The sequence below is a fragment of the Allomuricauda ruestringensis DSM 13258 genome, assembly GCF_000224085.1.
Lineage (GTDB): Bacteria > Bacteroidota > Bacteroidia > Flavobacteriales > Flavobacteriaceae > Flagellimonas > Flagellimonas ruestringensis.
Genome location: NC_015945.1, coordinates 39,778 through 59,016, shown reverse-complemented (window position 1 = coordinate 59,016; position 19,239 = coordinate 39,778). Strand labels below are relative to the sequence as shown.

The 19,239-nt window shown below is 40.1% G+C and carries 22 protein-coding genes; 9 read left to right on the top strand and 13 right to left on the bottom strand.

Annotated features, from left to right (window positions below; translation table 11 throughout):
• Window positions 1–73: 73 nt before the first annotated feature.
• From MURRU_RS00310 to MURRU_RS00295, 4 genes are all read right to left on the bottom strand, one after another.
• A complete protein-coding gene (locus tag MURRU_RS00310; protein WP_014031407.1) occupies window positions 74–967 on the bottom strand; it encodes a hypothetical protein in 894 nt (297 codons plus the stop codon).
• Window positions 968–1,238: 271 nt separating this feature from the next.
• Window positions 1,239–1,661 carry a type II toxin-antitoxin system VapC family toxin gene (locus MURRU_RS00305; RefSeq protein ID WP_014031406.1) on the bottom strand — a complete coding sequence of 141 codons (423 nt, stop codon included), beginning with the start codon at window positions 1,659–1,661 and terminating at the stop codon, window positions 1,239–1,241.
• On the bottom strand, window positions 1,662–1,910 hold the full coding sequence (locus tag MURRU_RS00300) for a DUF6364 family protein (protein WP_014031405.1): 249 nt from the start codon (window positions 1,908–1,910) through the stop codon (window positions 1,662–1,664).
• Window positions 1,911–2,177: 267 nt separating this feature from the next.
• Window positions 2,178–2,693, bottom strand: coding sequence for a membrane protein (locus MURRU_RS00295; protein WP_014031403.1), 516 nt, complete (start codon window positions 2,691–2,693; stop codon window positions 2,178–2,180).
• A 169-nt stretch (window positions 2,694–2,862) separates the two neighbouring features.
• Here MURRU_RS00295 and rpmH point away from each other — a divergent pair, with 169 nt between their 5' ends.
• Both rpmH and carB read left to right on the top strand, forming a co-directional pair.
• Entirely contained in the window at window positions 2,863–3,021 is a 159-nt protein-coding gene (gene rpmH, locus MURRU_RS17535) for a 50S ribosomal protein L34 (RefSeq protein ID WP_014031402.1), read from the top strand.
• Window positions 3,022–3,114: 93 nt separating this feature from the next.
• Window positions 3,115–5,967, top strand: a complete 2,853-nt coding sequence (carB, locus tag MURRU_RS00290; protein ID WP_014031401.1) for a carbamoyl-phosphate synthase large subunit — start codon at window positions 3,115–3,117, stop codon at window positions 5,965–5,967.
• Window positions 5,968–6,006: 39 nt separating this feature from the next.
• Here the strand turns inward: carB and MURRU_RS00285 are convergent, their stop codons facing one another.
• The 3 genes from MURRU_RS00285 to MURRU_RS00275 all read right to left on the bottom strand — a co-directional run bounded on the left by MURRU_RS00285 (window position 6,007) and on the right by MURRU_RS00275 (window position 7,881).
• Complete coding sequence (locus MURRU_RS00285; protein WP_014031400.1) at window positions 6,007–6,594, bottom strand: hypothetical protein; 588 nt, start codon at window positions 6,592–6,594, stop codon at window positions 6,007–6,009.
• Window positions 6,595–6,787: 193 nt separating this feature from the next.
• Entirely contained in the window at window positions 6,788–7,228 is a 441-nt protein-coding gene (locus MURRU_RS00280) for a carboxymuconolactone decarboxylase family protein (protein ID WP_014031399.1), read from the bottom strand.
• Between the two features lie 65 nt (window positions 7,229–7,293).
• A complete protein-coding gene (locus MURRU_RS00275; RefSeq protein ID WP_014031398.1) occupies window positions 7,294–7,881 on the bottom strand; it encodes a Crp/Fnr family transcriptional regulator in 588 nt (195 codons plus the stop codon).
• 197 nt (window positions 7,882–8,078) lie between these two features.
• Between MURRU_RS00275 and MURRU_RS00270 the strand changes: the two genes are divergently transcribed.
• Entirely contained in the window at window positions 8,079–8,921 is an 843-nt protein-coding gene (locus tag MURRU_RS00270) for a 1,4-dihydroxy-2-naphthoyl-CoA synthase (protein ID WP_014031397.1), read from the top strand.
• 149 nt (window positions 8,922–9,070) lie between these two features.
• Here the strand turns inward: MURRU_RS00270 and MURRU_RS00265 are convergent, their stop codons facing one another.
• Window positions 9,071–10,570, bottom strand: coding sequence for a S41 family peptidase (locus MURRU_RS00265; protein WP_014031396.1), 1,500 nt, complete (start codon window positions 10,568–10,570; stop codon window positions 9,071–9,073).
• A gap of 213 nt (window positions 10,571–10,783) precedes the next feature.
• Here MURRU_RS00265 and MURRU_RS00260 point away from each other — a divergent pair, with 213 nt between their 5' ends.
• The 5 genes from MURRU_RS00260 (at window position 10,784) to MURRU_RS00240 (ending at window position 13,863) form a co-directional block, all read left to right on the top strand.
• The gene (locus MURRU_RS00260; RefSeq protein ID WP_014031395.1) at window positions 10,784–11,293 is read left to right on the top strand and encodes an RNA polymerase sigma factor; all 510 of its coding nucleotides are present in this window, start codon (window positions 10,784–10,786) and stop codon (window positions 11,291–11,293) included.
• The gene (locus tag MURRU_RS00255) at window positions 11,280–11,714 is read left to right on the top strand and encodes a hypothetical protein (protein ID WP_014031394.1); all 435 of its coding nucleotides are present in this window, start codon (window positions 11,280–11,282) and stop codon (window positions 11,712–11,714) included. The genes MURRU_RS00260 and MURRU_RS00255 overlap by 14 nt, the downstream gene beginning before the upstream one ends.
• A gap of 11 nt (window positions 11,715–11,725) precedes the next feature.
• Window positions 11,726–12,265 (top strand): DUF4252 domain-containing protein, encoded by a 540-nt coding sequence (locus MURRU_RS00250; RefSeq protein ID WP_014031393.1) that lies wholly within the window; start codon window positions 11,726–11,728, stop codon window positions 12,263–12,265.
• Window positions 12,266–12,378: 113 nt separating this feature from the next.
• The gene (locus MURRU_RS00245) at window positions 12,379–12,918 is read left to right on the top strand and encodes a DUF4252 domain-containing protein (RefSeq protein WP_014031392.1); all 540 of its coding nucleotides are present in this window, start codon (window positions 12,379–12,381) and stop codon (window positions 12,916–12,918) included.
• Between the two features lie 129 nt (window positions 12,919–13,047).
• Window positions 13,048–13,863: a mechanosensitive ion channel family protein gene (locus MURRU_RS00240; RefSeq protein ID WP_014031391.1), complete on the top strand. Its 816-nt coding sequence runs from the start codon at window positions 13,048–13,050 to the stop codon at window positions 13,861–13,863.
• 368 nt (window positions 13,864–14,231) lie between these two features.
• Here the strand turns inward: MURRU_RS00240 and purB are convergent, their stop codons facing one another.
• Together purB and MURRU_RS00230 are read right to left on the bottom strand one after the other, a co-directional pair.
• Window positions 14,232–15,575, bottom strand: a complete 1,344-nt coding sequence (gene purB, locus MURRU_RS00235; protein ID WP_014031390.1) for an adenylosuccinate lyase — start codon at window positions 15,573–15,575, stop codon at window positions 14,232–14,234.
• Window positions 15,576–15,621: 46 nt separating this feature from the next.
• Complete coding sequence (locus MURRU_RS00230) at window positions 15,622–16,194, bottom strand: hypothetical protein (protein WP_014031389.1); 573 nt, start codon at window positions 16,192–16,194, stop codon at window positions 15,622–15,624.
• 35 nt (window positions 16,195–16,229) lie between these two features.
• Here MURRU_RS00230 and MURRU_RS00225 point away from each other — a divergent pair, with 35 nt between their 5' ends.
• Window positions 16,230–16,682, top strand: a complete 453-nt coding sequence (locus tag MURRU_RS00225; RefSeq protein WP_014031388.1) for a heme-binding domain-containing protein — start codon at window positions 16,230–16,232, stop codon at window positions 16,680–16,682.
• Here MURRU_RS00225 and MURRU_RS00220 read toward each other — a convergent pair.
• The 3 genes from MURRU_RS00220 to MURRU_RS00210 form a co-directional block, all read right to left on the bottom strand.
• Window positions 16,666–17,364, bottom strand: coding sequence for an SIR2 family NAD-dependent protein deacylase (locus MURRU_RS00220; RefSeq protein WP_014031387.1), 699 nt, complete (start codon window positions 17,362–17,364; stop codon window positions 16,666–16,668). The genes MURRU_RS00225 and MURRU_RS00220 overlap by 17 nt on opposite strands.
• A gap of 23 nt (window positions 17,365–17,387) precedes the next feature.
• Window positions 17,388–18,140, bottom strand: coding sequence for a DJ-1/PfpI family protein (locus tag MURRU_RS00215; protein WP_014031386.1), 753 nt, complete (start codon window positions 18,138–18,140; stop codon window positions 17,388–17,390).
• A gap of 85 nt (window positions 18,141–18,225) precedes the next feature.
• Entirely contained in the window at window positions 18,226–19,233 is a 1,008-nt protein-coding gene (locus MURRU_RS00210) for a glycoside hydrolase family 43 protein (protein WP_014031385.1), read from the bottom strand.
• Window positions 19,234–19,239 lie beyond the last annotated feature (6 nt).

Here is a 19,239-nt window from a genome sequence, read left to right as displayed (position 1 = left end):
AAATTCAATTATTTGCTCAATATTTCCATTATCAGCTTTTGTGTGATTTGTGAAAAATATGTTTAAATTTATTTTACGCAATTTTGGCACTGGTCATTATTCTTTTTGCAAACTCCCTATTAACACCCAATTTCCCCCTCCATGCGGAAATAGGAAACTCCACATCCGCTCTTGGCGGGGATTTTTTATGAATATCATTCTCCCATTCCCACTTTTGTTCATAAGGAATAAATGGATTCATAATGCTATAGTTGTTGCTGTATGAGTTCCTGAGTATGCCCAATTCGGCCAAACATTTTACAACCCAAATACGGGAAGTATTATTGCTGCCTGGCAGACATTTTTCTTTGCTCAACCGTTTTATCAGTTGAGAAGGTACTTCATCTTTCGGTGCTTTTCCAATAAGGTCGATTACTTTTAAAAAAATATTTTTTTCATCATTTGTAGCTGTAACATTTTCAAAAGCCACTACCTCTTTTAGATCTAAAAGCATCTCGGCATAACCGCCGAGCCTACAATATCCAATATATAAATCATATAGATTTTTGCTGTCATTGCCCCACATCCTATTCTTCATCCCACAAATTTTGCAAGTATTTTCCATTTGGTATCCTTTTTTGATGAATGGATTAAAATCATGAAGTGGCATGTTTTTGGCAAAATAATAGCTAAAAATAGGTTGTATGCCTCTTTTGAGACCTGCTCCTACGGCTTTGATGAACAGGTTGGAGACAATATGTTCAAGATCGGGGTTTTCTGTAATACCCTTTAGTTCTTTTATAACTTGGTCATGATTATGTTCCCTTATTCTGTTGAGCTCAAAATTACTAGCTTCAAGTAGTTCTTTTTGTTTTTCTGTTAAGTTGTTGGGGGTTTGATATACTTTAACTTTTTTGTCAAAATCGTATTTAGAATTCTCATACTTGTAGATTTTGGATAGAACGTTTATTAAATTTTTGTCCAGCATGGTTTAAACAAATTCGGTTAATAGTGAAGCTAATGCATTTCAATATAAAACAGCACAATGAATTGACGAATGCCCCATATCAATTGACGGATGTGGATTTGTTGTATGAATTTAAGTAATAAGGATACGGTCCGGTTTTCGCATAATGGGTATTGCCGAGTGTGGAGTGAGGGGAAGTAGGGTTTGGAACGAACGCTTATAGATTACGGATTTGTTGGTATAGGTCTTCGGTTGTTTTTAGCAGCACAGTTGCCATTTAGAATAGGTGATGTTATGTTGATTTTATGCTCTGCAAATATTCATCCGCAGTCATAACTGGCAACAAAGACTTTTTAAAGTCTTTTCCGTTCCTAGTAATAATAATATCGCAATCAGAATCCACAGCACTAAAATATTGTAGCGCATCTTCGAAATCTTTAAAATCGGAATTCAGCCCTTTTTCAATGATGTGTTCATCTAGTTCGCAGATTGTACATAAGATTTTAAATTTCCTTAATTTTCCCCTAGCAATTTGTGCAGATTCAAATTTTGATAGAAAGTAGTTTAAAGTTGCAAACGATATGGGTGAGACAACTAAAGTTAGCACGTCTTTATCGGCCAGTGTGGCAATTTTAGCTATGGAATCATAGTAAGGGTCTCTTTCTCCAAGTAAATCAAGAATTACATTCGTATCGAGAAACAATCTTTTTCTCATCTATTTGTATTTCTCCAATAAATAATCGGAATATGCTGTTTTGGAATCTAAGTCAGCAGGGATTTTGACTCCAGTAGATAAACTTTTAACGAATGGAGAAATTTCTACATCTGAACCTTTCTTGTCAGATGTCAAAGATTGCAAATAAGCTTCCACAATTCTGGACAAGCTCATTTTTTTATCTGCAGCATATTCTTTTGCTCGTTCAATTATTTCTTGATTAAGCTTTAAAGTTAGTTTTGTGTCCATAACCCAAACTTATTATACGTACAAATTTAATTAAAATATCCGTATAATTTAAATTTGACCTGAATTTTTACACCCAATGTAATAGTATGTAATTCATTTTTTAATGAATTTATCAATTAATAAAAGAAACACCGTGATAGTTGACGGTAATTCAGCACAAGTATTCAAGTCATTAAAAGCCGATAAAATTGACGAAGGCAAAATCTGGTTTGACAAATTTTCAACCCAAATTAAGAAAAGAGATAATGAGGAAGCTTAGGAAGAACCCTAAATCTTCTTCATCTGCTGCTGCATCATCTTGATCTGGTCGGTAAGCATGTTGTTTTTGTCCAATTTCTTGGCCTCTTTCAACAATTGGGTAGCTTCGCGCTTTCTGCGTTTTTGCATGGCAATGCCCGCAAGGCTCAATTTGGCCATGGCCACATCGTAATCCATGGTGAGACCAAACTTCAAGGCCTTTTTAAAGTACTTTTCGGCCTGTGTCAGGTTTTTTTGTGAGTAGATAATACCGTGCAGATAGTTGTAATACCCCACTTGTTTTTTGATTAAAGCGGACTCAGGGTTCTTTATTTTATCAAGCCATCTTTGTACACCGTCCAAATCCTGCTTTCTCATTTTAAGAAAGGCCAATAGGATAAACTCATTTCTAAAGTATAGAAAAATGAAAACGAAGGATAGCAAGATCAATGCAATTCCGTTGCCAATGTTGCCTTCCACGAACTGGAAAACGGCATAAGCAATGATAAGAACGGCAATAACGAGCTTGATATTTTTATTGAACATATTGTCTAGTGATTTTTACCTAATGTTAAGCGCTGGCAAAAGTACTAAAAAGTTAATTAAATATTTTAAGTTTGGACTTGCCAAAGTAAAAAGTCTTCGTATATTTGCGCCCAGAATTTTTTAGGGAAAACAAATTTCCCAACATCAAAATCCATAAAACAGTTCGGAAATGAAAAGAACGTATCAACCATCCAAAAGGAAGAGAAGAAACAAGCATGGTTTTAGGGAGCGCATGGCGACTGCCAATGGTAGAAAAGTTCTTGCGAGAAGAAGAGCCAAAGGAAGAAAAAGATTATCTGTATCCTCTGAGCCAAGACATAAAAAATAATGATAGTATATATTATTTAAATTAAAGGTGTTACTTTTTTGGGTAACACCTTTTTTTTGACGTATAAACAAATAACGAGTAACCTCCTATACGATGCCCAAGAGAAAAGATTTAAATTCCATTTTGATTATTGGTTCTGGCCCAATCATTATCGGTCAGGCATGCGAGTTCGATTATTCAGGTTCCCAAGCACTTCGCTCTTTACGGGAAGACGGGATTGAAACCATTTTGATTAACAGCAACCCCGCCACCATTATGACGGACCCGACCATGGCGGACCACGTTTATCTAAAACCCTTGACGACCAAGTCAATTATAGAAATTCTTAAAAAACACCCGAATATCGATGCTGTATTGCCAACTATGGGCGGACAAACAGCATTGAACCTTTGTATAGAGGCCGATGACAAAGGTATCTGGGAAGATTTTGGAGTGAAAATCATAGGGGTAGACATCGACGCCATCAACATTACCGAGGACCGTGAAAAGTTTAGGGAGCTGATGCTCAAAATTGGCATAGGCATGCCTCCACAGGCTTCCGCAACATCCTTCCTAAAAGGAAAGGAAATTGCCCAAGAATTCGGGTTTCCGTTGGTGATTCGAGCCTCCTTTACGCTTGGTGGGGCAGGAGCGGCCATCGTACACGATCCAGCAGAGTTCGACGATATGTTGAGCTATGGCTTGGAAGTTTCTCCGATTCACGAAGTAATGATCGATAAAGCCTTGATGGGCTGGAAAGAATATGAGTTGGAGCTGCTACGCGACAAAAACGACAATGTAGTCATTATCTGTACCATTGAGAATATGGACCCAATGGGTATCCATACAGGGGATTCCATTACCGTTGCTCCCGCAATGACATTGTCCGACAGAACGTTCCAACGGATGCGGGATATGGCCATCCACATGATGCGCAGTATAGGCGACTTCGCTGGAGGGTGTAACGTACAGTTTGCTGTGAGCCCAGATGAGAAAGAAGATATTATAGCGATTGAGATCAACCCAAGGGTATCTAGATCATCTGCTTTGGCCTCTAAGGCAACGGGTTATCCCATTGCAAAAATCGCTGCTAAATTGGCTATTGGCTATAGTTTGGATGAGTTGGATAACCAGATTACTCAATCTACATCAGCATTGTTCGAGCCAACATTGGACTACGTAATCGTTAAAATACCTCGTTGGAACTTTGATAAGTTCGAAGGCTCCGACAGAACCCTTGGCCTTCAGATGAAGTCCGTGGGAGAGGTGATGGGTATTGGACGATCGTTTCAAGAGGCCTTGCACAAAGCCACGCAATCCCTCGAGATTAAACGAAACGGTTTGGGTGCCGATGGTAAGGGATACAAGGATTACGAAACCATCATTGAAAAATTAAGAGTGCCAAGCTGGGATAGGGTGTTTGTTATCTACGATGCCATCCAATTGGGTATACCATTAAAACGTATCCACGAGATTACCAAGATAGATATGTGGTTCCTAAAACAATATGAGGAATTGCACTTCTTGGAAATGGAAATATCAAAATATACGGTGGAAAGCTTGCCAAAAGCACTTTTGTTGGAAGCGAAGCAAAAAGGTTTTGCCGACCGACAAATTGCCCACATGTTGGATTGTTGGGAAAGCGAGGTGCATACCAAGCGTATGGATTTGAGCATTAACCGCGTGTATAAGTTGGTGGATACTTGTGCTGCTGAGTTTAAGGCGGTGACTCCTTACTACTATTCCACCTTTGAAGAAGAGATAGAAACCGCCAATGGTGAACGTTACGTAGCCAACGACAGTGTGGTTACCGATAAGAAGAAAGTAGTGGTTCTCGGTTCCGGCCCAAACCGAATTGGTCAAGGAATCGAATTCGATTACTGCTGCGTTCATGGAGTTTTGGCCGCGGCCGAATGCGGTTACGAAACCATCATGATCAACTGTAACCCGGAAACCGTATCCACCGATTTTGATACGGCGGACAAATTATACTTTGAACCTGTATTCTGGGAACATATTTACGATATCATCCTTCACGAAAAACCCGAAGGGGTTATTGTACAGTTAGGAGGGCAAACCGCACTGAAATTGGCCGAAAAACTGGATAAATACGGAATAAATATTATTGGGACCAGCTTCCAGTCCTTGGATTTGGCAGAGGACAGGGGAAGTTTCTCCACATTATTGAAAGACAATAACATTCCTTACCCAAGATTCGGTGTGGCAGAAACCGCAGATGAAGCCTTGGATTTGGCCGAGGAACTAAAATTCCCATTGCTTGTGAGGCCATCCTACGTGTTAGGTGGACAAGGAATGAAAATTGTTATCAACAAAGAGGAATTGGAGGCCCACGTGGTTGATTTGTTAAGAAAGATACCAAACAACAAATTGTTGCTGGATCATTACTTGGATGGCGCCATTGAAGCTGAAGCGGACGCGATTTGCGATGGTGAGGATGTGTATATTATCGGTATTATGGAGCATATAGAGCCCTGCGGAATTCACTCAGGTGATTCCAATGCCACACTGCCACCGTTCAACCTTGGCGAATTTGTAATGCAACAGATCAAGGATCATACAAAAAAGATTGCATTGGCGTTGAATACGGTAGGGCTGATCAATATCCAATTTGCCATAAAAGATGACATTGTTTACATTATTGAGGCAAACCCACGGGCATCGCGTACGGTTCCCTTTATTGCCAAGGCTTATGGCGAACCTTATGTAAACTATGCCACCAAAGTAATGTTGGGCGAAAAGAAAATAAAGGATTTCGACTTTAGGCCACATTTGGATGGATATGCTATAAAACAACCGGTGTTCTCTTTTAATAAGTTCCCCAATGTGAACAAAAACTTGGGACCTGAAATGAAGAGTACAGGGGAGAGCATTTTATTTATTGATAGCTTAAAAGATGATGAGTTCTATAACTTGTACTCCAGACGAAAAATGTATTTGAGCAAGTAAAAGTAGAACCAATATTCAATAAACCTTTAAGATGGTTTCCTAATCAATCAATTCAAAAGATTCGGCAATCGTTTTAAAGGTTTTTTTATGTTCCGTTTTTTTGTCTTTCAGGGTCCAGGCCATAATCATATAAACCCTATTGCTCCCCTCAACAAAGGTCAAAAAATAAGAGATTTCACTGGAGACACCACTAATGTTGGCATCAATTTCCATAAATTCTGCACTCAAACCGTTTATTTTGAAAGATTGGGGTTTGGATTTACTATTGATTTCAGTTGTTCTCGATAATATTTTTAACCTGGCATCCCTGTAATTCTGTATTACGGAAAGTTGCTCATCGTACTGCTCTAAATCCCTATATACTTCTTCAAATCTTGATTTTGGTTCATCAATTACCAGAAGATATGCCTCTTTGAGCAGACTTTGATACTGTAGGGAAGCTTCTTCATTCAATCCAGTGGTGCCCTTCATGAAACGGGGAATCTTTATTTGATACTCATTATTTATGGCAACGGTATTAAAATCTTGGATTTTGGGTTCGGAATCATTTTTTTCTGCTTTAAAGTTTTTACATGATGTGCATGAAAGTATCAGCAAAACAAATAAAAAAGTAAGCCTGGTCCTCATATCAAAGTTTTTGATGTATTGTGGAACACTAATATAGGATTTAATCCCATTAAATGGATTTAATTTTCCGATGCTCTGTATCGAAATGGGTTAAGGTTTGTTCGTTTGAATACCTCGCGGGCTTGCCTCGAAGGCAGTTGATTTCAAGAGGCCCATACCGGGCCTCTTGAAATCAACTTATTAATAACTTTTTTTAATCTTGTAAAGGTTTGTGGGTACTTATTGCAATACGGTTCCAAGCATTTATGGTAACAATGGCCATAATAATCTGCGAAAAATAATGCTCATCGAATAGCTTTACGGCTTTTTCATAAGTTTCTCGGCTTAGCCCATTTTTATGTACTATGGTAACTTCTTCCGTAGTTTTTAAAATCACTCTTTCTTCCTCGGAGAAAAGGTCCGTGTCCCACCAGGCATCCAATAAAAGCAGTCTTTTTGGATTTTCGCCCAGTGCTAGGGCATCTTTGGCATGCATATTTATGCAGAACGCACACCCGTTGAGCTGTGAGGCCCTAATTTTTATCAACTCATAGTGAATTTTGTCCAACTGGCTTTGTTGCATGTAATTTTCAAGCCCAAGCATAGCTTTGAAGGCCAATGGTTCCGCTGCATCAATTTGAATTCTTGTTTCCATGATTGTCTTTTTTATAATGTTGATGCTAAGGTATCCCGAGAAATAAACAGAAAACTTAAACGGGTTTAAGAACGCTTTTTTGCCCGTATTTCGCTTACATATTCTGGAGTCAATCCCAAAAAAGAAGCAATTAAATATTGGGGCACGCGTTGGGCAAATTCTGGGAAATGTTCTGTAAAATGGAGGTATATTTCTTCCTTTGATAAACCAAACATGTGCTTCACCTTATTTAGAGAGGCCCCGTATGCAATTTGATAGATTGTTCTAAAATAACGTTCAAGTATGGGGAATTCATGGAGCAATTGTTCTTGTTTCTCATAACTGATGGATAGAATCCGGGTATTCTCTACCGCTTGTATGTTAAAATCGGTGTTGGATTTGTTCTGAAAGGCCAAGAAGTCTGAGAGCCACCAATTTTCCAAAGCAAACTGAACGGTACGTTCCACACCTTTTTCATTGATAAAGTACATGTGCATACAGCCGTTAAGCACAAGGTGGATATGGGTACACGGCCCCCCAGCATGCATCACTATTTCTTTTTTGTCCAAAAAACGTTCGTCAAAATACGATAAAATATCGCCAAACTCTTTTTTCGAAACGGGTACATATTGGTTCAGGTGGTCAAAAAATGAATTGTAAGGTATTTTTTTCATGAACAAAGCCTTTGTGAAAAAGTAAAGTTACATAAGTAAAATTACTGTTATGTTGTGGTTTGCCCTTAAGTAAAAAGGATGTCCAAAAGGCAACAAATTTTTGATCATGCCAGGTTTTGCCCCACAACAAGCTCTGGAGGCACTTCTCAATGACAATAACGTAGAATTTCCGTTATTTGTGGTATAAAAAGTTTATTATGGAATCACCCAACTGGCAGACCGCCATGGAATTCGAGGATATTACCTATAAAAAATGTAATGGCGTGGCACGCATCGCCTTTAACCGTCCGGATATACGCAATGCGTTCCGTCCAAAAACCACAAGCGAACTTTACAAAGCATTTTACGATGCCCAAGAGGATACCTCTATTGGGGTTGTGCTACTTTCTGGTGAAGGGCCTTCGTCCAAGGATGGTAAATGGGCCTTCTGTAGTGGCGGAGACCAAAAAGCACGTGGACATAAAGGCTACGTTGGCGACGATGGATATCACCGTTTAAATATTTTAGAGGTACAACGTTTGATTCGTTTTATGCCCAAAGTGGTGATTGCCGTAGTGCCCGGATGGGCTGTTGGAGGGGGGCATAGCCTACATGTGGTGTGCGATATGACGCTGGCCAGTAAAGAGCATGCCATTTTTAAACAAACCGATGCCGATGTTACCAGTTTTGATGGTGGCTACGGCTCGGCCTATCTTGCTAAAATGGTGGGGCAAAAAAAAGCGCGGGAAATCTTCTTTTTGGGAAGAAACTATTCTGCTCAAGAAGCCTACGAAATGGGTATGGTGAATGCCGTAATTCCGCACAAGGAATTGGAGGACACTGCCTACCAATGGGCACAGGAAGTCTTGGCCAAGTCACCAACCTCCATAAAAATGCTAAAATTTGCCATGAACCTCACCGATGACGGTATGGTGGGACAGCAAGTGTTTGCAGGAGAGGCCACTCGTTTGGCTTACATGACCGATGAGGCCAAGGAGGGCCGCAATGCGTTTTTGGAAAAGCGCAAGCCCGATTTTGGCAAGGATAAGTGGATCCCATAAATCAATATGCAATCAACGATAAACTGTTTGCAATTAATTACTCGTCATGCCAAAAACTGCTTGCCCTGAACTTGTTTCAGGGTCGCAGGGCTATGGGTTCTGTGTTATGCATCCAATAAAGGTTTAGGTGTTTTTTTAAACAGGTTTTTTTATTCCAACTCAAAATTTGTAGGAAGAGGTTTGTCCAAAAACATATTATCCTTTAATGGAGTATGTAATCTTGAAGATGTAAAAGATTCCGCAGGCATTTCTACAGTAAAGTTGATTTTGGCAGATACTCCAGAGATTTCTTCTATGGCTCGGGCCAAAAGCGGCTCGTTTACATCTCCTAGCACACCAAAGTTGGTCAAGTCTTCAGCTAGTTCAATGTCGGGGCTTAAGCCGCTGGTGTAGTCATAAAATCCATCTGCATTCTCATTTCTACCAACCAAAGGTTGTAACCCCCAAGAGTTTTGTGAGTTGATGTTGCCTTCACGGTCGCTATTATAAATGAAAGAGTTATCAATATCGTCAACCAGCGTAATGGAAAATTCGTTTTTTCCTCGCGTAGTCTCACCAATATGGATTACATCGATATATGGATCCAGTCCGTTCATCACCAATTCACTTGCCGAAGCGGAATCACCTGTGGCAATCACAAATATTCTGCTCAAGTTTAAAGAGTTAATGGCACTCGCTCCCGTAGAATTTGCGAAGTAGTCAGTCAGGGATTCATCGGAAAACTCGGCTTGTATCTTAGCGTTCCATCGTTGTCTAATATAAACATCACTTGTATTTGTGCCATATATCATACTGGCCAAAAGGCGCGAGGTGTTTACTGAGCCACCTGGATTATAACGCATGTCCAAAACCAGTTCGGTGGCGCCATCGGTCTTAAATTTAGCAAAGGTATTGTTCAAATCTTCATTAAAACTGCTCAAAAATCTATTGTACATTAAGTAGGCGACCTTTGTACCGTTTACATCTAATGTTTTTGCAACCAGAATAGGATTTTCAACTTGATTTTCTATTTTGGAAAGCGAAACTTCTTTGTCACTGTCAGAAATTGTGTTATCGGTTACGGTTGCCATTCCGAGTGTATAAGTACTGTTGTCACCAAAAAGTAAGTCGATATAGTTGCTGCCTGTCAGTTGGATACCATCAACTCTGGTAAAAAAATCACCTCGTTGAATATCCTTCGTAGATGCATCGGAATCGGGCCAAACATATAAAACGTACCCAAAAACATCATTGGTATTTCCAATATAAGATAATCTAAATTCCAAGCCGTTGCTTTGGGATATGCCCGAGAGACTGTTTACTAACTCGGTATAATCTTCATTGGCAAAACTAAATCGGTCTATGGCAGTTTCCTCGCCATAAATTTCTTCGTGTCTGTTACAAATGCTATAATAAAAATTTTCAGGATCAGAATTATTCTTCAAAAAAGCAGTGTATTCTGCGTTGGTCGCAAACCTGTCATTAGCAAGGTCTGGAACATCAGCTTGCCAAAAATACCAGAGGTTCATGGCTTTCCACATAAAATCTTGGGCTGCAACATCTGCACTCGGGTCGGGGTCGGGGGTAGGTCCGTTTTTGATTCCATCGTCATCACTACAGGATAAAAACACGAAAGACAATCCTAAAAACAGGAAGAAATACTTTTTCATAGCTTTATTTTTAATGAATTTACTCAAATTTTATTCCAAATTTATCTGAGGTGTAGGTTGAATTGAGTAAAATTACATGAACAATCATGCAAATTTGCCTTGCAAAATACCTTTATATAAGGAGATTGCAAATTTTTTGTAACAATTTTCGATATGTATCGTCGTGATAGTGTAGGTCGATAAGAAAGACACAAAAGCAACTAAGACAACCAAATGAAACAAACAGAATTCTTAAATGTGGTTTTGCCCTTTCAAGACAAACTATACAGGCTCGCAAAACGCCTGTTGGTCTCTCGCGAAGAAGCGGAAGACGCCACTCAAGAAATTTTGTTGAAGCTATGGTCAAAGAACGAGTCCATGTCAAAGTACAAAAATGTTGAGGCCTTTGCCATGACCATGACCAAAAACTTTTGTTTGGACCGGTTAAAGTCCAAGCAAGCAGGAAACCTAAAATTGGTTCATAGCAACTACAGTGACGAAAATACCTCCTTACAAAAGCAAATGGAGGCCGAGGACAGCGTAAGTTGGATGGAACGGATTATGGAAGACCTGCCAGAACAACAAAAAATGATATTGCAGCTACGGGATGTAGAGCAATACGAGTTCGATGAGATATGCGAACTCATGGACATGAAACCAACAGCAGTGCGCGTAACACTGTCGAGGGCGAGAAAAACAGTAAGGGAAGAATTAATAAAAAAACATAACTATGGAATTGGGTAACATAGAAAAAATATTGGAGAAGTATTTCGAGGCCACTGCCACAGTGGATGAAGAAAGAGCACTCAGGGAGTATTTTTCACAAGAAGAGGTAGCGCCTCATTTGGAACAGTACAAACCTATGTTCAACTACTTTTCCATGGCCAAGGAAGAAAAGTATACCAAGCAGGTACCATTAAAACCTAGAGTAAACTATTACAAGTGGCTATCCGTTGCAGCGGCAGTAGTTCTCACCTTTGGCATTTATTTTGGTAATCAGTACCAAGAAACTAAGCGTTTGGAACAAGAAAAGGCAGAGTATGCCTACGAAGAAACCAAAAAAGCGTTTGAACTCTTAGCGGAAAATTTTGGCCGAGGAACAGAAAAGGTGGCCTATCTAAAAGAGTTCGAAGAAGCAAAAGAGAAAATTTACAACAACAATTAAAAAACGAAAAGATGAAAAAGTATATTTTAATCGTAGTAATGGCATTAGTGCCTTTGGCCGGATTTTCACAATCCCTTTTTGACAAATTTGAGGATCTGGACGATGTAACATCCGTAGTGGTGAACAAAAGCATGTTCAATCTATTGGCAAAGATTGATGTAGAGGTAGATGATCCAGAAGCACAAGACTTTATGGATATTGCCAGTAGCTTAAAAAGCCTAAAGGTTTTCACAACTGAAAACAAGAAAATTGGAGATGATATGAAATCTTCCGTGGATAGTTACCTAAAATCTTCCAAAATGGAAGAGTTGATGAGGGTAAAGGACAAAGACGCCAATGTCAAGTTCTATATTAAAGAGGGCAAGGATGCGGATCATGTGAGCGAACTGCTCATGTTCGTGACAGGTATGAAGAACGTTGAGGCCGATGGCAGAAAGTTCGAGACTGTAATTTTATCACTTACCGGTGATATTGACTTGAACAAAATCGGTTCATTGACCAAAAAAATGAACTTACCGGAAGAACTCAACGAGGCAAGTAAAAAGAATTAATTAAGACATCGGTTGGCAATAATCGGTTGGATACTGTAACAAAACGCAACAAGCTCCAACCAATTATTGTCAACTGATTATCAGCATATAAAATCAATCAAAAAAAAGAACAGATGAAACATATTATTAAAACCATATTGGTGGCCGGAGCAGTGCTTCTGGCTTCGTGTGCTTCGCAGCAAAGCCTGCAAGAGTATTATGTGGACAATTCGGAGAACCCAAACTTTTTGTCCATAGATGTTCCTGCAAGTATCTTAAAGCTAAACGAGGAAGATTTGAACCCAACCCAGAAAGAAGCAATTGAATCACTTCGTAAATTCAATTTGTTGGCCTTTAAAAAGAATGCCGATAATGAAGCGGAGTATGAGGTTGAGAAGAAAAAAGTACGCGAGATTTTAAAGGGCGATCAATTTGTGGAGCTCATGAAGATCAATTCAAAATATGGCAAGGGAGTCATCAAATATTTGGGAGATGAGGATGCCATTGATGAAGTAATTATTTATGGGGACAGTGAAGATAAAGGCTTTGCCTTAGTACGAGTACTTGGTAAGGATATGAATCCCGCACATATCATTCAATTAATGCAAGCCATACAAAAATCCGATTACAAAGGAGAAGGGCTTGGTGAGATTGGAGATTTTCTAAAAGGCTAAGACCAATCATCATAAATTTCGAAGGAGGGTGGCATTTGTCGCCCTTTTTCTTTTTAGGAAAATCAAAAGCGTGACCTGGTTTAGTATCTTAGTGTCTCATAATAAGAACACTAACAAAACTCTAGCATAATGGAAAAAGCACAAGAATGGTTTGACTATGGTATTGAACTGGCCAAAGAATTCGGCCCAAAACTGATTACGGCACTTGTTATCTACATTATCGGTATGTGGGTAGTGAAAAAGGTAATAAAGGGTACGCGTAAGGTGATGTCCAAAAGCAAGTATGATCAATCTCTTCAGACATTTCTCTTGAATCTCTTTTCATGGGCATTAAAAATATTCCTGATCATTATAGTTATTTCCCGTTTGGGGGTCGATGTCACCACATTTGCAGCCTTGATTGCCGCTGCAGGTCTTGCTGTTGGGCTGGCTTTGCAGGGTTCACTTTCCAATTTTGCAGGAGGTGTGTTGATTATGATATTTAAGCCTTATAAAATTGGCGATTTGATTGAGGCCCAAGGTGTTTTGGGAAAAGTAAAGGGGATTGAAATCTTTACCACAAAGTTGGTAACCCCGCAAAACAGGCTGGCCATTGTTCCCAATGGTGCCATGGCGAACGGGAACATTATCAACTATACCGCAGAGGGTAAAATGCGTGTCGATACCGTAATAGGAGTGGGCTACGGTGAGGATATCAAAAAGACCAAAGAAGTATTGTTGGAGGTGTTGACATCCAATCCAAAGGTGCTAAAAGACCCTGCTCCTTCGGTAAATGTATTGGAACTGGGAGATAGCTCCGTGAATTTTGCGGTAAGGCCTTTTTGTGAGCCAGATGATTATTGGGATGTGTATTTTGCAACCCATGAGAATTGCAAGCTAGCCCTAGACAAGGCTGGAATCGAAATCCCATACCCACATCAAGTCGAAATTCATAGAGAAGGATAAACGGATAGTTAGATTCTTGCATGGTTCGATTTTTAGCTTGATGAATTGTTGGGTTTTCAGGTCAATTGTATAGGGTTAAAGGTTTGACACGGATTTCACGAATGGACACAGATGTTTTTTGCTCTTGAACTTGTGAATTGTACTTGTTCTTGCGAAAGGAGATTCTTCAGTCGTTCCTCTCCTTCAGAAGACACTTTTTCCTCGTTTTTCTAAGCTGGGTGGTGAGCGTAAAGAAAGGAGACGCGTGTCACATCGAGCGCAGTCGAGATGTCTTAAGTTCTCGCGTTTAGTTTACCTTGAGCAATAGTCGAAGGAACAGTTGTATGGATTGATGATTGGATTCCTTCTTTCGCAGGAATGACAAGTACTTAAACTCCTGTATAATTCGCTGGGGTTATTTGCTTTAACTCGGCTTTTATGGTATCGGAGACATTCAACGTCTCAATAAAATCGGCAATGGATTTTTGATTGATTTTCTCGTTGGTGCGCGTTAAACCTTTCAATGCTTCGTATGGATTTGGATAGCCTTCTCTTCGTAAAATGGTCTGAATGGCCTCTGCCACAACGGCCCAGTTGTCTTCCAGATCTTTTTCGAACTTGGCTTGGTTCAGTACCAATTTGTTCAATCCTTTTAAAGTGGACTGAAAACCGACCAAGGTGTGTGCAAATGGCACTCCAACATTACGTAGAACCGTACTGTCCGTAAGGTCGCGCTGTAATCTGGAAATTGGCAATTTGGCGGATAAATGTTCAAAAATGGCGTTGGCCAATCCCAGGTTCCCTTCAGAATTCTCAAAATCGATAGGGTTTACCTTGTGCGGCATGGCCGATGAACCCACTTCCCCTTTTTTGATTTTTTGTTTAAAGTAATCCATGGAAATATAGGTCCACATATCTCGGTCCAAATCAATCAAAATAGTGTTGATGCGCTTCAAACAATCAAACAAAGCGGCCATGTGGTCGTAATGCTCAATTTGAGTGGTTGGGAAAGAGTGGTGCAAACCTAATTTTTCTTGCACAAATTGTTTTCCGAAGGCTCTCCAATCAATTTTTGGATAAGCTACTTTGTGGGCATTGTAGTTCCCGGTAGCTCCACCGAATTTAGCGGCGCTGGGGATATCGTTCAATAAATTGAACTGCTCCTTAAAACGTACGACGAAAACATCGATTTCCTTGCCCAAACGGGTAGGGGAGGCTGGTTGTCCGTGTGTTCTTGCCAACATGGGGATGTTTTCCCATGCTTTGGCAAGCTCCTTCAATTTTTCCAAAACCTCTAAATAAGAAGGCACGTACACATTGTTCATGGCTTCTTTGATGGATAGAGGTATCGCAGTATTGTTGATATCTTGTGAAGTCAACCCAAAGTGGATAAACTCCTTGTATTTTTGAAGGTTTAATGCATCAAACTTTTGCTTGATAAAGTACTCCACGGCTTTAACATCGTGGTTGGTGGTCTTTTCAATATCTTTGATTGCCTGTGCATCTTCTGCAGAAAACTCTTGATAAATTTTTTGTAATTCGGGGAACAGCGTTTTGTTGAAATCGGCCAATTGCGGCAATGGAACCTCGCAGAGGGCGATAAAGTATTCAATTTCGACTTGAACACGGTATTTGATCAGGGCCTCTTCCGAAAAATAGTCTTTTAGGGCCTTGGTTTTGTTTCTATATCTACCGTCAATCGGCGAAATGGCATTTAGTTGTGTCAGCGACATGGTCAAGAAAATTTTGAAAGCATCAAAGATACTTAAACGCTGTGGTTTAGATGCCCAATTTGGCCAACTTATCCAGAGTTTTTTTTGCTCGGTTTTTGTAGCCCGCGGTTCCTGTGGCGTAAGTGTCCTCCAACACTTGTTTGAGTTCTGGGTGTACCCAATCAAATTTTAAACCTAAGTAATACAGACTGGTCATGGAAAATACCTTGGGAGCCATGTTCATGGGGCCAATGAGCCAATCAAAACAGGATGTCATTATTTTTTCCAATTGGTCGTCGGTAATATTTTGGACAAAAACGGGGTCTTTTTTCTTAAAGTAGGCTTTGCAGACCATTTCACAAACGTGTGCAATGGGTCTAATACAAGATTCGGTTTTTAATTCTGACAAATCGTTCACAAAATCTTCAAAAAAGGGGAGGATCAAGGAGGGGTCTTTTCGCATCAAATGGTCAAAGCTCCAACTGGCATTAAAAGTACCTTCTTTATCTTCCCATAAAACTTCTTGATAAAGTATCGGGGCCAATTGGGGCTCTTTCCTCAATTGCTGAACCAAAACATCTATTTCAAGTTTTGATATTCTACCTGAACTAAGTCTGATATGGAGTTCCTCTTCGGTCACAAAAAATCAATATATTTACTAAAATCCTGTAGGTGATGAAAATAGTAAAAAAAATAGCAATTGTTCTTTTGGTTGTATTGATAGGAATGCAATTTTACCGACCTGAAAAAAATGTAGCTGAAGGCGATTATGTGGTTGCGTTTGAAACGGAGACCCAACCTCCAACAGAGGTAAAACAAATTTTGAAAACGGCCTGTTACGATTGCCATAGCGCCAATACCAAATATCCTTGGTACAATAACATTGCTCCGGTTTCCTATTGGTTGGCAGACCATATTGAAGAGGGCAAGGAACATCTTAATTTTTCCGATTGGGCCAACTACGATGCTGAAAAAAAGGACCATAAACTGGAAGAGCTCATCGAAGAGGTGGAAGAGGGAAAAATGCCCTTAAAGGAATACACATGGACCCATGAAGATGCGAAATTGACCGAGGAGCAAATAAATGTATTGGTGGCCTGGGCAAAAGAAACTAGGGCCAACTATTAAAAAACTTTTCCACCAATTCAGGAATTCCCTCTGCTGCTGTTTTGGGGATTACCGTAAGGTTTTCAAAATCCGATGAACGAATATTGGGCTTTGGGTCTATAAAGTAAATCGGGGTTTTATTTGGCGCGTAATGGATTAAGCTTGCCGCTGGATACACTTGCATAGAGGTTCCCACAATAATCAGTATTTCGGCCTGTTGTGTGATTTGTGCGGCAGTTTCCAACATCGGAACCATTTCGCCAAACCAAACAATATGGGGGCGTAGCTGGTGCCCTTTGTCGTCCGTATCCCCTAAAACCAAGTCTTTTTTCCAATCCAACACATGGTTTTCGTTTACGGTACTTCGCACTTTGAACAGTTCACCGTGTAAATGCACTACATAGGAACTCCCTGCTTTTTCGTGCAGATTGTCCACGTTTTGGGTTACAATGCTCACATCAAAATCTTGTTCTAATTCGGCCAGGGCCTTATGGCCTGCATTGGGAATAACCTCCAACAATTGCCGCCTTCGCTGGTTGTAGAATTCGAGCACCAACTCAGGATTACGGGCAAACCCTTGTGGTGATGCCACTTCCATCACATCATGGCCTTCCCAAAGACCGTTTTCGTCCCGAAAGGTTTTCAGTCCGCTTTCAGCACTCATCCCTGCCCCGGTTAGCACTACGATTTTTGGTTTGGGCATGTTTTTGATTTTATGTTAGGCAATCATTTTTTCCAATTTTGAAGACGGTCCAAATAAAGGTAGCTCTCCACAAATTTTCGGTGTTCCTCATTTGTCATGGTTTGCAAAAGGTTCAATGCGGATATGTAACTTGCCAGATTTCCGTTTGAAGATAAAAATTTTCCGTCTCGGACAAAAGTCACCAAACTGTCGTTTTGAACTTTTAAGTTAGGATAATCTTTTTGTAATTGTGTGCCGCCACCAATCCAAGTTACAATTTTCTTTCCATCTGCAATTCCAGATGCGCCAATTAACTGCGCTCCCGCACAATTGCTTACTGTGTATTTGGTTTCTTCATTTTTCTCTCGTATAAAATCTATGATTTTATTGTTATGTACCTGAGCATACATGTCATAAGCGCTGGGAACAAACAATGCAGTTAATTTTGGACAGTTATCAAAAGTGTAATCCGGCACAAAATGCATGCCCTCCTCGGTGGTTATTGGATTGTCCGTTTCGGCTATGGTGATAACGTTGAAGAGTTGTTCTCCATCAACTGATGGCTTTGCGAATACGTCCGATGTTGCTACAACCTCACTTTGAAGGACACCATTATACATTAAAAGTCCAATTGTTGGCAGGCCTTCTTTGAACGGTTTTAAATGTTTTGTCAATGTATCAGAATGTGAAATTCCTGTTTGAAGCCCGTTGTCTTCATTTTTATCAGAACTTTTAGGTGTATTTGTGTTACAGTTAAAAAGCAGAACGCTTAGTAAAATGGGAAGTAAATTTCTCATAACCTTTTGATAATCAATTAAAATTATTAATCAGAACAAATGTATCCAGCATAATTCTGACAAAAGTTAAACTGGTTTAAGAAACTTAGTTGCCACCAACACCCTCAAAAGTCATAATCACTGGTTTTATGGTACCATCGGGGTTGAATTCCATCTTGTCCATACAAGTAACCCGATGATCACGGTCTTTGTTGGGAATAGGTCTTCGGTGGTACACAATGATCCATTCATCCGTTCCCGGTTTGTTGATTACGGAGTGATGCCCCGCCCCGGTTGCAATATCTCCTTCTTTGGATTCCAAAATGGTTCCGATGCGCTTATAGGGGCCTGTTGGTTTGTCTGCCATGGCGTAGGCCACTTTATAACTGCCATCGGTCCAATTTCCTTCGGACCACATAAAATAGTAAATACCGTTTCGCAAAAACATAAACGGGCCTTCCACATAACCTTCGGGGGTAACTTCTTTGAACACACTGCCATCTTCCCATGGCTCAAAGCCCGTAAAATCCTCGTTGAGCTTCCCCAAGTTGCAATGACTCCAACCTCCATAGAAAAAATAATAGGTACCGTCCGTATCCTCAAAAACAAATTGATCAATGGGTTGGGCGTCGTTGTAGAAATCAGAAATGAGGGGTTCTCCCAAATAATCTTCAAAAGGACCTCCTGGATTATCCGCAACAGCTACGCCAATGCCGCCATAATGGTTGATGTCGTTATTGGGGTCATAGGAGCTTCTGCCGGGCCGCTGAATATCGTTGGCGCCAAAAAAAAGATAATATTTACTGTCCTTTTCAATAATGGATGGCGCCCACAAGGCCTGCCTCAACCATTTTATCTTGGTTGTATCCAAAATGCGTTCATGCTTTTTCCAATGCACTAGATCTTTGGATGAAAAGGCATCAAAATGCAATTGCTTGTCGTAATCATCGGAAAATGTGGGGTAAACCCAATACGAGTCCCCAAAAACAATACCTTCTGGGTCGGCGTACCAGCCTTCAAAAATTGGGTTGTTTTGTTTTTTTATTGGTTTTTGGGCAACTAGCACAACTCCATATAAAGAGCAAATTAACAGGGCTAGGGTTTTAATGTTCATCTATGT